This window comes from Bacillus sp. FSL W8-0640 (assembly GCF_038007725.1).
In the GTDB taxonomy this organism is placed as follows: Bacteria; Bacillota; Bacilli; order Bacillales; family Bacillaceae_G; genus Bacillus_A; species Bacillus_A cereus.
The window spans coordinates 1287000-1302024 of the sequence record NZ_JBBOXT010000001.1 but is presented as its reverse complement, the minus strand read 5'-3'; the positions used below and the strand labels follow the sequence as shown (position 1 = coordinate 1302024).

Genomic DNA, 15025 nt, shown 5'->3' with positions numbered 1-15025 from the left:
ATTTATCCAAAGCTCCTTTGGAACATATTATTTTTCATACTTCCCAATTTTTTTTAATAAATCAAGTAATTCATCTTTTTCATCTTTCGTTAACATTTCAAAAGACTGATGTATAACTTTCTCATGCCCCGGAAAAATAGAAGCAATAAAGTTCTCGCCAGACTCAGTTAATTGCGCGTAAATAACACGTCTGTCATTCGGACATGGGATTCTCTTTACTAATCCCTTTTTCTCCAACTTATCTACAACATATGTAATGCTGCCACTAGCTATTAAAATGCGCTCACCAATTTGCTGGAGTGGTTGACCGCCTTTATGATATAGCAGTTCTAATACAGCAAATTCAGTTGGATTTAACCCGTTACTTTGTATAGATTTATTTGTAGTATCCATAACAGAACGATGTACACGAGATAATGCAATAAATACTTTTAAAGATTGAGAAATATCTTCTCGTTCATTATTTGATGTCATACAACTTTCAACCCTTCACTTAAATTCTCAGCAATAAAAAGAAAATACCACTTCATACTTCATGTGAATTCCGAATGAGCATTCACTCATCCATTTCCTCTCCCCTAATATATTAAAAATCATTCTTGAATAAAAACATGACAATTTTAACATAGTTTATATATAATGATAATAAAAAAAGAAGGAGTACCACATTTGAAAGTCAAATTCCAAAGCATAATTATATATATATTGCTTGTTATCCTACCGACAATAGGGATTGGTGCTACATTTTATTCGTATCATACATATAAAATGAAACAGGAAAACAAATTATCTGCTCATACAGTTCTCTTTTTATATAGAGATTATTTGGATCATCATCTTGGTGAAGCAATTTCTGCTTTAGACATGCTTGCAAAAGTTGTAGGCACCGAGACTGGTAATATAAATGGCATTAAACAAATTGTACATGATACAGATGGAAACGATGCACGCTTTTCTGGTCTATATTACGCTACACCAGAAGGAGTCATTACAATCGCATCTGAAGATGAATCAAAGCCTATAGATGTTTCAGACCGTAAATATATTCAAGACGCGCTCCAAACTAAAAAAACCACTGTATCATCAGTCATTACTGATCGCGTTCTTGGACATAAAGCTATTATGATTGCTGCCCCCATATTTAATAAACAGAAGGAGCTCTCAGGATTATTATTAGCTAGTTTACGCTTTGATTACATTTCCTCTTCTTTAAATGCCATTAAACCACAATACCATTTTGAGGTAACTGATAAACATGATGTAGTTTTTCTAACCGATGATAATAACGACACAAGTGATACGCATTCTAATATGCTTACTACCCCACTCCAAAGATTAAATTGGAAGGTCTCTGTTTCTCCATTACCCATTCATCAAAAAACCTTATACCAGTGGGTTGCAATAGAGTGTATAGCTACTTTATTTTTAATGTCTATTTTATTTTTGCTTGCTCAATATATGTTGTTAAAACGTCAAACAAAACTTGAAAGACAACAAAATGAACTACAGAAAATTGAATTAGTTGGAACTTTTGCAGCGAGTACAGCACACGAAATCCGTAATCCTCTTACTGGAATTAAAGGACTCGTCGCTCTATTAAAAGAGAAATATAAAGATGAACAAGATCAGTTCTACTTTTCCGTAATTGAACAAGAAATAGAGCGAATCAATGAAATTGTAAGTGAATTTCTTATTCTAGGAAAGCCAACCGCCATCATCGAACAAACATATGATGTAAGAACAATTCTAAATGAGGTAGCATTAATTATTCAATCTGAGGCGAATTTACATAACATTGTATTCCATTTACATTTGCCAGACCATCCTGTTCATATCCGTTGTTCGAAAGACCATATGAAACAAGTGGTTTTAAACATTACCAAAAATGCAATTGAGGCCATGACTTCTAATGATACACTAACCATTGTAGTAAAAAACAATGAAACACACGCACAACTGCATATTACAGATACTGGAAAAGGGATTCCGCAACATATTCAAAAACACCTCTTTCATCCGTTCTTTACTAATAAAGATACTGGAACAGGTCTTGGACTTGTCATATGTAAACGAATTGTAGAGATGTATAATGGGCATATTTTTATCGACAGTACAGAAAATGAAGGAACGACAGTTCATATCGAAATTCCGTTACACATAGTATAATTATCCTTATCCTATAAGGGTAATTATACTTATTTCATAAAACCAGCCACAAGCATTCGCCAAAAATTATTTGATTTTCCTTCATACCCGATTTGGAAAATAGGTATTTTTATAATTGAAAACCATTTCGGTGTTTGTTTTTCTTTATAACATTGATATTGTAAAATAAGCTTGTCCAATTCTTGACTAACTTGAATTGTCTCCCTACTATTTAGCCCACTTGTTAATCCTAGTTGAATCATTTCTTCACGTTTCATATGAATATCACGTGAAAGCTTTTCTAATGTGTACTTCCTTTTTACAGTAAACATCCATATCCCCCTTATTATACTTCCATGCTCTTAACTTCACTTCTCCATTGACTTTTTTTAACTACTTAATCATATGCAAATTTGAAGAATCAGAAAATTTAACATTTTCTCCCTGTAATTTACAAATCTTTACCCTCACTTTGAGAATTATTACAAATTATTCTATCTTTGTAAATACATTCGCAATAATAGACATTTTTTTCATCTTCTTTTTTTATAAATTCTACGTAAACCGGGGATTCTTAATTTTCCACCTACTTTTCTTCGACATTTTTTGTTTAATTTATATAAAAAAGCAAAACATAATGATGATTGATAAAGTGAAACTTTAATCAGTGTTTTTTTGTTCAGCCCCCACTGATAATTAGCATTCACCAATCGGGTAGGCAGTGAATCTCCCACCTATCCAGCCCAATGTTGAGGTGGGAGTCTTACTACCCACAAATAGCAGGATAACAATAGAAAGGAAATATTTATATGCGAAAATATACGATTGCATTATTCATCATTGTTTTGTTTTTACCGTCTTTCTTATTTCCTATTCAAGCAAATGCTCATACGAATAAAGTTGCTATTGTCATTGATGATTTCGGTAATAATATGAAGGGGACTAATCAAATGTTATCACTTCCCATTCCACTCACTGTTGCTGTTATGCCTTTTCTTCCTTCCACAAAAGAAGACGCAATAGCTGCCCATAAGAAAGGCCATGAAGTTATTATACATATGCCAATGGAACCTATAAAAGGTAAAAAAGAATGGCTTGGGCCGAAAGCAATTACAACTGATTTAAGCGATGAAGAAATAAACAACCGACTTGAACAAGCCATTCAAGAAGTACCGCATGCAATTGGAATGAACAATCATATGGGGTCAAAAGTAACAGCGGATGAAAGAATTGTTCGCCTTATACTTGCTGCTTGTAAAAAACACGGTTTATTTTACTTAGATAGTAAAACGAATCCTAATAGTGTCGTCCCAAAAATCGGAAAAGAATTAGGAGTTCCTATTATTGAAAACCAACTATTTTTTGATGATGTGTATACAGCAGGACATATTTCAAAACAAGCCCAATTACTCATCAAAAAAATTCAAGAAAAACCTATTATGGTAGCTATCGGGCATGTGGGCCCCCCAGGTGAAATTACATCACGCGTTATTGAAACTTCTATCCCTAAAATTCGTGAGCATGGAGACTTTATTTTCTTATCTGATCTAGCATTATCCCCGCCTCCTGTTTCAAAATAAAGTTCATTACTCACATATAATCAGCCCTCACCAATTGGGCTTTTACAGGTAACACCCGCCCACCTAACTTCTTTGCTTTCACCAAATTTTGAGGCGTGGATTTTACTACCCACAAATAGTGGGACAAAAAAGTACCTATCTATATATAACAGATAGGTACTTTTCTTTTTAACTTAAATATAATCTACGTGACTCACTCTGAATCCTTTTTTCTCTATTTTTCCGATTAATTGCTTTAATTTTGTTTCATCTAACTCATCTGATATATTTACAATAACGCGGCGGATATATTGATCACCGTTATCTAGCGTAAATAGGCCACCGATATTATATGCTTTTAACAATGTCCCAAGCTCTTTAATCGTTCCCTTACAATCTTGTGTTGCAATTGTTAATATATAACCACCTGTTCGCATACCAAATGAATCTTCAATAACATCAAATATATTCGAATGCGTTAACATACCGACAAATTCATTATAATCATTTAGCACGGCTAAAAACGGAAGCCGACGAATTACATAAAAGGCTCTGAAGAAGGAATCCTTTTCAAAAATAAATGCATTGGAATCATCGAGCATATCCCCTGCACTTACATGCTCTAATCCGCTATTGCATTTTTTTTCTAATAAATCTACTTTATAAATAATCCCCGTGAATTTCTTCTCATCTTCTGCTAATACCGGGATGGCTCGAAATCCCGTTTCGTTCATCATTTGCAGTGCCTCTTCACCAGAATCATTTATTTTGCAAAATGTTACTTGCTGCTTTGGCAGAAAATGATATTTAACTCGCAAAATATGTTCCTCCTTACATGTCAACATGTAATCTATATATAATAAGGAGACCTATATTTTATGAGTGAAATTATTTTTAAAACGCTTTCATTTATTTATTAACTTGTAGCTATATCACATCCATTTTTATATAACAGAGCTCCTTGCCCCCTTAATCATTAATAACTTTACATGATAGTTCATTAAATATTCTATACCCTCTAGCCATTTTTTCGCCTCTTCTGGCGTTTTTCCCCACACAATCATGCCGTAATTATGAACAAGAACTACTCCTCCACCTTCAATGAAATTCGGAACATTCCTTTCTAATAAATCAGCGAATTTTTTTTCATCTTCTACAATTGGAATTGTCATTTCTGTTATACCTTCTTTTCCGAAAACACGCTCCACACTGCGTTTATCGAACGTTACTTCTCCTTCTTCCCCATATAACTCTGATATTAAATGACTATCTACAGTCTGCACTTGTAAAATACATCCTGCACTACTTTTTTTATAAATATCCGCATGCATAAATGACTCTGCAGCTGGTTTTTCTTCATTTTCAAATACTGACTCGCACATGCAATTTACGACAATAAAATCTTCTTCCGAAAATAGCCCTTTATCTCTTCCTTCAACATTTACTAAGAATGTTAACGGCTCTTTTGACGTACATAGCGATAAGCTAATTTTGGTACCATAAAACCAATCACGAAGTGCCAATTCAGATTTCACATCTTTTAATTCATTCCATTTCTTCAGAAAAAATAACATTTCGTCACCCCCGGCATAATATTCATATAAGGTTCGAATCCTTTCTATGTAAAAGGAATATTTTTTGATTATTCTAAAAATTAATTGAATTATCACATGAGAACGCTTTTTTGTCAATATAGTTTCGTGGTTCTTCTTTAAAATAGGCTATTCATATGTCTATACTCCTATCTATTTCCTATTTCATTTTGTACATAAAAATACGCTACTCTTTAATTAAAGAATAGCGTATTTTCCTCATTTTTTATTCCGCATTAACGGGCAGCCCGATTAGTGAGGGCTAATAATCAGTGGGGAATGAACAAAACCCCCACTGATTAAAGTTTCACTTTATTTCTTTATTGCATTATATAAAAACTGTGCATATTGTTCACGTGTTACGAAATTATCTCCTAAAAAATTCCCTTCCCCATCGCCTTTTGATATTTTATTATCCACTAAAGCTTTCACATATCCTTTCGCCCAATGGTCATTTGGTATATCTTTAAAATTCTCTGCACTATTTTCATTTTCTTTTAACTGAAATACTCTTTGTAATACTACTGACATTTCATATCGAGTTAATACTCCATCTGGACGGAACATACCATTTCCATAGCCTGTCATAATTCCAGCTTGAACCACTGCATCAATAGCCGTTTCATACATATTTCCTTTCGTATCTGTAAATGCCGTTTTTGGTACTAGATTATTTTCTAATTTTAAATACCTTTGTATTAGAAGAGCTACTTGTCCACGAGTAATGTTATCACCAAATCCAAATTCACCATTTCCATAGCCTATAAATAATTTTTCTTTCGCTAAGTAATTAATTGCTTCTTCTGACCAATGTCCCTTTGGTACATCTTTAAATTCTACCACTTCTGTTTTCTCATCTTCTTTAGACGTATTACCGTCTTTACTTTCTACTACATTTTGAATAACAGACCCTGTAAAGAAAATTCCTGTATCCGCGAATGGATCTTTCACACCAAATTCATATATTTTCTCACCTGGTGTACTCCATTTCACTACACCATTACTATACGTACCGTTATCGCTCTTCAGACGGATTTTCGTAGAAACCTCACCATCTTTTTCATATATAGGTACTTTTACTTCTTTATTTACTTCTGTTTCCTCTAAAAATACCTTTTGATTTTGGACATTAATATAAGCCGTCTTACTTAGTTCTATAACTGGTCGGACATCACGGATTTCATTTGCAACAAAACTTAGAAATACTAATTTTTTCAAATTACTAACTGGTGATAAGTCTGAAATATAATTCGCTTCTAAATCAAGCTTTTGTAAGTTTACTAAACTTGATAATGGCGTAATATCCTTTAACTCATTGTTAGGTAAGTGTAATTGTTTTAACTGTGTCATCTTACTTAGAGGAGTAACATCTTTTATTTCATTTTTCCCAATCCACAATTCTTCTAATTGCTTCATTTGCTCAATGCCGGATAAATCTTTAACTTTATTACGTGTTAATACTAAGTCTGTTAAAGGTAATGAATATAACGCTTTAATATCTTCAATTTGATTACCTGCTAAAGTTAAGTATGTTACATTTTTCAAAGCGCTTAATGGAGCAACGTTCGTAATTTTATTATTTGCTAAATTCAAGTAATCTAGTTGTTCCATTTTCGCTAATGCTGTTACATCTTCTATTTGGTTGCCTGATAGAAATAAACTTTTTACATTTTTCATTTCAGTTAGTGGTGCAACGTTTGTAATTTTATTATTACTTAAATCAAGAGATTCTAAATTATCCATCTTAACAAGTGGCGTTACATCTGAAAATTCATTACCACGCAAAGCTAAATGACTTAATTGCTTTAAGTTCGCAAAGAACGACGGATCTTTTATCTTCGCATTCGCAACTGTTAAAGATTTTAAATTTGGCATATATTTTAATGCACTATAATCAAGTATCTCATTCGTATTTAAAAACAAATCCTTTACTTGTAATAACTCTTCTTTCGTAATTGGTGTATTTAAATCTTTTCTATTAAATACTTTTTTATTCACAAGTTCTCTTAATTTGTTATCTGTTATCATATTTTGATTATCAACTGGATTATCCGTTTCCGTATTGCCTGAATTAGAGTTATCATCTGGTTTCTCTGTTTCTTTGTTACCTACAGTTGGATCTTTAATTTCAAATTGAACTTGATATTTGTGATCATATCCAATAGCTGGAATAAGTATATGCATTTGCATATTGTGCTTCTTCTCAAACTCACCAATTTCAAATTGAACTACTTTCGTTCCATTCTTCCTCTTATCTTCTGACAAAACCTTCACATCATGAAATACACCAGGCTGGTTTCTATCTTCTATTCTAAGATATTGAAAATAATCACTATCTTGCATTGTTACAGTGACAATTTTTTTGCCAGCTGCAATCGTTACTTTAGGATCTTTTATATATTGAGAAACCATAGATGGCTCATCTTTTTGGTCCTTATATATTTTAATCTCAGTATCATACGTGCGATCACTCGCTGCTGCTACCGATTGATTTGCTTCAACTTTTAATGCCGCTAATGCTGGAGTAGAGTACGTAGCAAATGGAATTGCTAATGTTGTCGCTACTACTAGCGCCTTCATGTAATTTTTTTTCAAAATAATATCCCCTATCATATATAATCTTTACAATTGATAAGTATTATCAATTATCCACAAATAAATGATAATGAATATCATTATCATTGTCAATGAGAATATTACATTAAATTTATATTTTTAAAGATAAAAAAATAAAAAAGCCCTTTATTCAAAGGGCTTTTTTACCTATCGTATGAAGAATTTCACTTTTTTCCTTCTCATTGATGACACCGATTTTTTGCAAAATATTCGCGTACAATACAAGTTTATTATATATTCGTTCTGACATGTTCTCCCTTCTTTCCTTCGACCAACTTTTTTTGTATTGGTAAATTATATGAAAGAGGTGAGAAAATGTGTCCACTTTTTGCATAACTGCAAATCTTTTATTTTACGATTTACAGATAATAAAACTCCCTCCTAAAAATTAGGCGGGAGTTTATGTGCTTTCACTGTATTTAACAAACTGTCCACTGAATATTATGCTTCTTAAGTTCTTCTTCAAAGCTATATGGCATTTTTTTATCACAAATTACGTGTTGAATACGCGAAATTGCTGCTATACGATAATTCCCTTTCACGCCTACCTTCGTATGATCACATAAAATATATGTTTTCTCAGCTAATTTCATCATCGCCTCTGACAATTTCGCTTTCTCTAATTCAAAGCTGGAAACTCCAAAACTAGGTAATAACCCATCAATCGAAACGAACGCTTTATGAAAATGAAATTGCTGTATGACTTGCTGAGAAATAGACCCTGATACACGCGAATGCTTTGGAGATACTTTTCCACCTATAAACAAAACTTCACCGTGAAACATCTTTTTATTAATAGAAGAAATTAATTGTGTTGCGACTGGAAATGAACTTGTTACAATCGTTAAATTTTTACGATGAACAAGGTATGGAACCATTTGAAGCGGTGTACTTCCATCATCAATTGCAATGACATCACCGTCTTCTACAAATGTCGCTGCTTTATAACCAATTCTTTTCTTCTCTTCTATATGTAGCATTTCTCTTTCTAACATTGGTGCCTCTACTCCAGCGCCTGGAAGTTGAACAGCTCCACCATACACTTTTTTCAGCTTCTTTTCACGATCTAATTCTTCTAAATATCGACGAATCGTTTCTGTTGATACAGCAAATTCTCTCGCTAATTCTGAAACCTTTACTTTCCCTTTAAATTCTACCTTTTCAAGAATGGTTCGCTTTCTTTCTTCTCCTACTACAGACATAGCTTCACCTCATTTATATCTCCCTTATAAACGTCCTTACTTATACAAAGCTATAATTTTCTTTATAAGTAGAAACTTCTTCATGAATATGAATACCGCGCTTTGCTAGCTCATCAAAAATCAATTGTGGATTTTCAAAGGCTTCTTCAGGCGTAACAACACCCACCCTATTTACATTTCCATTTGCAATTAACTCTGCAGCAATCCCAAATGGAATACCGACGTTTCTCGTATACGCTCTTAATTTTTCCCATCCTACAATAGAACCATCAGATAACGGATGTGTATGATATAACACATGTCTTTGCTTCTCATTATTTTTCATACCTATTACTTCTACATGAAGTGCATAACCATAAAGCTCTGTTTCTTGCCCTTCTTTCGATTGCAATAAATACTGTGAAATACAATCCATAATGCCTATTTCTTTCCCGTTTATTTCAATCTGATCATTACGCAATATGCCGTAATCATATAAAGCACGTACAAGTTGCATATTTTGCTGTGGCCAAGTTCCTCTCGTCTCTATCAGTTTGACACCTTTATTTTCTAATGCCTTTGCTAGCGTAATCGTTTCAGAATGCGGAATGATATACTGCGTTGCCTTACCATAAGGCTCTGGCAATTCTATTTCTCTCGGACGCGCAAACGGAGGTACTTGCTTAAATTCACCATCTTCATACACTGTACGCGATGGTAAATATGGATCATATTCATATGTCGTTGTCTCTGTAATTGATGCAGAAAAAGCAATCGGACGATACGAACCGTGACTTACACGGACAGACTCTACAGTATCCAATTGATTTGCTGCATGCATTGCCATCATTTGCGTTACACCCGGCGTCATGCCAAATCCAGGTAAACATATCTTTTCATTTTCAACAAATATAGCATGCGATTCATTTTCTTCACCAAATCCATTTAAGTTCACACCGTGACATCCTGCTTCTGCAATACAGCGGGTCGACAATCTGTTTAACTTTATCGTCGTACCGTCCATTACAATGTCATAACCAATCATTTTTGCAACCGTATCCTCGTGATCCGTTACATCTACTTTTACAAAATCAACACGAGGGTCGTTGAGCCATTCTACTACTTTACGGCCCTCTACCTCGTTAAAATCAGCTACTGTAATTGTCTCAAAAGATGAAAATTGAACTAAATCCAAAATAGCTTCGCGACAAATTTTACCTGCTCCACCTAAGCAAAACACTTTCACCCAATAACAGCTCCTTTAGCAATACTATCAACTAAGCGATTAATATCTTGTTCATGTACATCACCGATATTTCCAATGCGGAACGTATCTACTTTCGAAATTTTCCCAGGGTAAATAACAAATCCATAACGCTTTAATTCGTTATATAACTGTTGAAACTCGAATCCCTCTTTTGGATAAATGAAAGATGTAATAATAGGAGATTGGTATTCCTCATCTACTAGTGGCTTAAATCCGATTTCTCCCATTCTATTTACTAGTAGTTTTTGATTGTTGTAATATCGATTGTAACGCGCTCTTACTCCTCCCTCTTTTTCTAGTTCAAGTAGTGCTTGATAAAAAGCATGTACAACATGTGTAGGTGAAGTAAAACGCCATTTCCCATTTTGTTTTTCCATCGTTTCCCATTGATCATATAAATCAAGAGATAAAGAGCGTCCTTGCCCTTTACACTTCAATAATTCATCACGTTTTGCGATTACAAATCCGAATCCAGGAACCCCTTGAATACACTTATTCGCACTACTAATTAAAAAATCAATTTGTAAATCAGCAATGTCTATTTCAATCCCGCCGAAACTACTCATCGCATCAACAATTGTAACCTTTCCATACTGTTTTCCTAATTTACATACATCTACAATTGGATTTATAATGCCTGTCGTCGTTTCGCAATGAACAACTGCAATATGCGTAATCTCTTTATCTTCTTGCAATAACTTCTCTACTTCTACAATATTAGTAGGTTCCCACTCTTCTGTTTGACTGACCACTACATCAATCTGTAACATCTCTGCCATTTGCACAATGCGCTTACCGTACGCACCATTTGTACAAACGAGAATCTTCCCATTTGCCGGAATAACAGAACCAATTACTGCTTCAACTGAAAACGTACCGCTTCCTTGCATTAACACTGTTGTATATTTCTCTTCTTCCTTCGTCGCTAACGATACAAGTTTAGCTCTTACTTCTTGCACCATCGTATTATATTCATCATCCCACGTACACCAATCGTATAGCATAACTTCTTTTACTGATTTTGTTGTCGTTAATGGTCCTGGTGTTAATAATAAGTAGTGATTTTCAGTCATGATCCTATTCCCCTTTTATGAAATAATAAGTTCTTGTTTCTCGATATGTTCCATTACGCTTTCGAGTTCCTGCATCGTTTCTATCGTAAAGTGCGCCCCATTTTCAACGAAACGATTGCGAACTACTTCTATTTTTTCACGAAGTTCTACCGAATCCATATTCTCCACTTCCTCTTCCGTTAAACCGAGCTCGCTACTGCCAAGAATTACACCAACTGTCCACATTCCAGCATTTCTACCTTCTTTCATATCTGATACTGTGTCCCCAACTTTTATCATATGGTTCATCGGATACACACCAAGTTCCATTGCATTTTTATAGCACATCCATGGATATGGACGGCCTGCTGGAACATCATCTGGCGTAACAAGAAAATCAGGTTTATATCCTTGTAACGCTGCTTCCTTTGCTACAATATCCATCATTTCTCTCGTATAACCAGTCGTTGAACCAATTTTAATTCCTCTTTCACGTAAAGAAGCAATCACTTCTTTTACTCCATTAATCGGCGAAGCATAGCGCGGTAAAATAGCGAAGAGAATCTCTTCAAATTCTTCATACATCTCCTGAATGTCTGCTTCTGTTGGTAATTTTCGGAAAACACAATTCCACTCACTCGCAATACGAGGCATCTCAGTAAGTGCCCTTACATGATCTATTTTTAATAACCCCATTGGCTTACGAGCTTCTTCTGCTGTAATTGCTACACCCCGTTTATGAAAAATCTCCATGAATACTTCTAGTGGTGCAAAACATCCGTAATCAACTGTTGTCCCTGCCCAATCAAAAATAACTGCTTCAATTTTCATTCTGTCCATCACCTTTCTTACTTATCTTTTTTGCCATTGTGAAGTTCGGTTACGAAGTGCTTTCGTTCCCCATTCATATACAACTCTTACTACAATATTTGTAACAACAATAAGCACACTCATTGCAGCTGCTGGCGCCACATTTCCTGCATCATCCATATTTACGATTGATACGGCAGCTAGTTTAAAATCAGCTGCATATAGGAATACAACTGCCGATACAGTTACCATTGAATTTACGAAGTAGTACATTACCATTTCTAAAATTGCTGGTAAACACATTGGTACCGTTACTCTAAAGAATGTTTTATAAAACGGAATACCCATCGACTGCGAAACAAGCTCAAACTCTCGATCTAATTTCTTTAAAGCAGTCGTTGCCGTGACAAATGTTACAGAATAAAAATGAATGATATTTACTAGTACTAACACAGCGATTGTTCCGTATAAAGAATGAAACGGGTTCGTTACTGATAGTCCCAAAATTTGAATCGTTGGTTGACTAAAGAAAAAGACATATCCTAATCCGAGTACTAAACCTGGTATGGCTAAAGGAACGATAGAGAAAAAGTAACCTGTTTTTCGGAAGAATTGTAGCTGGTCTATTTTCTCAATTGCATATGCAAATACAAATGTTAAAATCGCCCCAATAACTGCTGTAACTGCTGAAACAATTACGCTATTTTTAAATGCTTCAAGTCCATCTCCTGTTAAACTCGAAAAATTAAAATGCTCAAATGTAAAACTCATATTATATGGCCATACTTTCACACTTGCAGCAATACCAACTGCCACAAATAACAGAATGATCATAAATGTAATCACACTACAGTATATGAATGAGATGACATCTCTTTTCTTATTAGCTATTATTCTGTATGGTACTGCTTTTGAAGATAAGAAATTCGCCTGCTTTCTTTGCGTAATACGATCAACTGCAAATGCGAATATAGCTGGGATTAATAAAATCATTCCAACTGTTGCACCCATCGACATATTTTGCTGTCCAATTACTTGTTTGTATACGTCAGTAGCAAGCACATTATATTGTCCACCAACAATTTTTGGTGCCCCAAAATCAGTGAAACTAAGTGTAAACACAACAAACATTGCACTAATTAATCCGTACTTTACACTAGGTAAAGTAACCGTGAAAAATTGTTTTGTTTTACTCGCCCCTAGCATATTAGAAGCTTCATATAAACGATAATCGGATCCTTGAAAGGCAATTAGTAATATGAGAAAGGCTTGCGGAAATGTATACATAACTTCAGCTATTACAATTCCTACTGGTCCATATAAAGGGATTTGTATACCTTCAAATAACCCAAACATTCCTTTCGTTACTAGCCCTTGATTACCAAATAAATATGTAAGTGCTATACCATGCATCATCGTTGGTGCAAACAATGGTAATAACGCTACATACTGAAATACACGCTTTCCAAAAACATTCGTACGGGCAATTGCATATGCGTAAACGAATGCAATTGAAACTGAAATAATTGTTGTTGCGCCCGAAATCCATACCGTATTTTGTAAAGACTGAACTAAAGTCGGTGTTGTGAAATATTTACTGAAATTCGCTAAACCAATGAAAACTCCATCTTTATTATAAAAAGCTTGTGTAAATAGTTGTAATAGTGGTAATACAAGTATGATAAGGAAGGAAAGAATCATACCGATAATTACAAGCCTTTGGATCCATTCCTCTTTCCCTATACTTCTCTTAATCTTTTTTTTCGCACTTTCTACCTTGTAGTTTTCTAACATCTCCATCTATACAATGACCTTCTTTCCATATGACAACATATGATTTTCTGAGAAAGAGATTTGAATCGGCTTTCCTTTTCTAATATCAGCTACTTCTACTTCTGATGCTAATATATCCACTACAATTTTCTCATTATAAAGGTGTGTGTTTTCTTCTACGACTCGCACTTCCGTCCGATATACAGATCCACGAAACTCCATACTTTCCACAACTGTTTTAATACCGTCCTTTTGTACAATTGTTACATGTTCAGGACGAATTGCATGCTCTTCGTTATTTTTCGAAAAGAAATTAATAGAACCAATAAAATCTGCCACAAACGGATTGGCTGGTCTTTGATAAATCTCCTCTGGTGTTCCAATCTGCATAATTTCCGCATGATTCATTACAACAATTTTATCAGCCATCGTTAATGCCTCTTCTTGATCATGCGTGACCATAATAGTTGTTACTCCTACTTTCTCTTGCAAATCACGCATTTCTCTACGTAACTTTTCACGTACTTTCGCATCTAAAGCAGATAACGGCTCATCAAGTAACAAAATATCTGGAGACAGAGCGAGCGCACGTGCAAGTGCCACTCGCTGCTGTTGTCCACCAGACATTTGAGCAGGATATTTATCTTTTACATTCAGTAAATCTACAAGTTTTAACGCCTCTAGCGCTTTCTCTTTTACTTCTGCTTTTCCATATTTTTTTGTCTTTAAGCCGTATTCAATATTTTCAAGTGCTGTTAAATTCGGAAATAATGCATACGATTGAAACACCATTCCGAAGTTTCTCTTTCCAGGAGGTAATGCTGTAATATCTTTTCCATTCACAGCTATACTACCTGTTGTTGCCTCTTCTAGACCTGCTAAAATTCGAAGCAATGTCGTTTTCCCACAACCACTTGGGCCTAATAAACATACAAACTCATTTTTGTTCACAGTAAAAGAAATATCTTTTAACGCTGTAAATGCATCAAACTGTTTTTGAATGTGTTGAATTGATAAATATTCGCTCATT

13 protein-coding genes are annotated in these 15025 nt (G+C 34.4%); 2 read left to right on the top strand and 11 right to left on the bottom strand.

From position 1 onward, the window contains the following. Positions 1 to 27: 27 nt before the first annotated feature. Positions 28 to 474, bottom strand: a complete 447-nt coding sequence (locus N2V80_RS06760; RefSeq protein ID WP_000203336.1) for a MarR family winged helix-turn-helix transcriptional regulator — start codon at positions 472 to 474, stop codon at positions 28 to 30. Between the two features lie 195 nt (positions 475 to 669). On the opposite strand from N2V80_RS06760, the gene N2V80_RS06755 reads away from it, so the two are divergent. Next, on the top strand, positions 670 to 2166 hold the full coding sequence (locus N2V80_RS06755) for a DUF3149 domain-containing protein (protein ID WP_000865053.1): 1497 nt from the start codon (positions 670 to 672) through the stop codon (positions 2164 to 2166). Positions 2167 to 2195: 29 nt separating this feature from the next. Here N2V80_RS06755 and N2V80_RS06750 read toward each other — a convergent pair whose 3' ends face one another. Further along, complete coding sequence (locus N2V80_RS06750) at positions 2196 to 2477, bottom strand: aspartyl-phosphate phosphatase Spo0E family protein (RefSeq protein WP_000495536.1); 282 nt, start codon at positions 2475 to 2477, stop codon at positions 2196 to 2198. Between the two features lie 477 nt (positions 2478 to 2954). Here N2V80_RS06750 and N2V80_RS06745 point away from each other — a divergent pair, with 477 nt between their 5' ends. Continuing rightward, on the top strand, positions 2955 to 3725 hold the full coding sequence (locus N2V80_RS06745; RefSeq protein ID WP_061654691.1) for a divergent polysaccharide deacetylase family protein: 771 nt from the start codon (positions 2955 to 2957) through the stop codon (positions 3723 to 3725). A gap of 173 nt (positions 3726 to 3898) precedes the next feature. Here N2V80_RS06745 and cbpA read toward each other — a convergent pair whose 3' ends face one another. The 9 genes from cbpA to N2V80_RS06700 form a co-directional block, all read right to left on the bottom strand. Continuing rightward, positions 3899 to 4522: a cyclic di-AMP binding protein CbpA gene (gene cbpA / locus N2V80_RS06740; RefSeq protein ID WP_001264207.1), complete on the bottom strand. Its 624-nt coding sequence runs from the start codon at positions 4520 to 4522 to the stop codon at positions 3899 to 3901. Positions 4523 to 4648: 126 nt separating this feature from the next. Further along, positions 4649 to 5278, bottom strand: coding sequence for a class II aldolase/adducin family protein (locus N2V80_RS06735; RefSeq protein ID WP_000896005.1), 630 nt, complete (start codon positions 5276 to 5278; stop codon positions 4649 to 4651). A gap of 330 nt (positions 5279 to 5608) precedes the next feature. Then, entirely contained in the window at positions 5609 to 7909 is a 2301-nt protein-coding gene (locus N2V80_RS06730; protein ID WP_002060989.1) for an NEAT domain-containing leucine-rich repeat protein, read from the bottom strand. Positions 7910 to 8331: 422 nt separating this feature from the next. Next, a complete protein-coding gene (locus tag N2V80_RS06725; protein ID WP_000117667.1) occupies positions 8332 to 9114 on the bottom strand; it encodes a DeoR/GlpR family DNA-binding transcription regulator in 783 nt (260 codons plus the stop codon). Positions 9115 to 9154: 40 nt separating this feature from the next. Next, entirely contained in the window at positions 9155 to 10339 is a 1185-nt protein-coding gene (locus tag N2V80_RS06720; protein WP_061654692.1) for a saccharopine dehydrogenase family protein, read from the bottom strand. Next, positions 10336 to 11433: a 2-aminoethylphosphonate--pyruvate transaminase gene (gene phnW, locus N2V80_RS06715; protein ID WP_000138230.1), complete on the bottom strand. Its 1098-nt coding sequence runs from the start codon at positions 11431 to 11433 to the stop codon at positions 10336 to 10338. Before phnW ends, N2V80_RS06720 begins: the two co-directional genes overlap by 4 nt. 15 nt (positions 11434 to 11448) lie before the next feature. Further along, positions 11449 to 12243 (bottom strand): phosphonoacetaldehyde hydrolase, encoded by a 795-nt coding sequence (phnX, locus tag N2V80_RS06710; RefSeq protein WP_061654693.1) that lies wholly within the window; start codon positions 12241 to 12243, stop codon positions 11449 to 11451. A gap of 21 nt (positions 12244 to 12264) precedes the next feature. After that, complete coding sequence (locus N2V80_RS06705) at positions 12265 to 14022, bottom strand: putative 2-aminoethylphosphonate ABC transporter permease subunit (RefSeq protein WP_000425514.1); 1758 nt, start codon at positions 14020 to 14022, stop codon at positions 12265 to 12267. Beyond that, positions 14023 to 15024 carry a putative 2-aminoethylphosphonate ABC transporter ATP-binding protein gene (locus tag N2V80_RS06700; RefSeq protein ID WP_000006190.1) on the bottom strand — a complete coding sequence of 334 codons (1002 nt, stop codon included), beginning with the start codon at positions 15022 to 15024 and terminating at the stop codon, positions 14023 to 14025. It lies immediately after the preceding gene. Between the last annotated feature and the right edge of the window lies 1 nt (position 15025).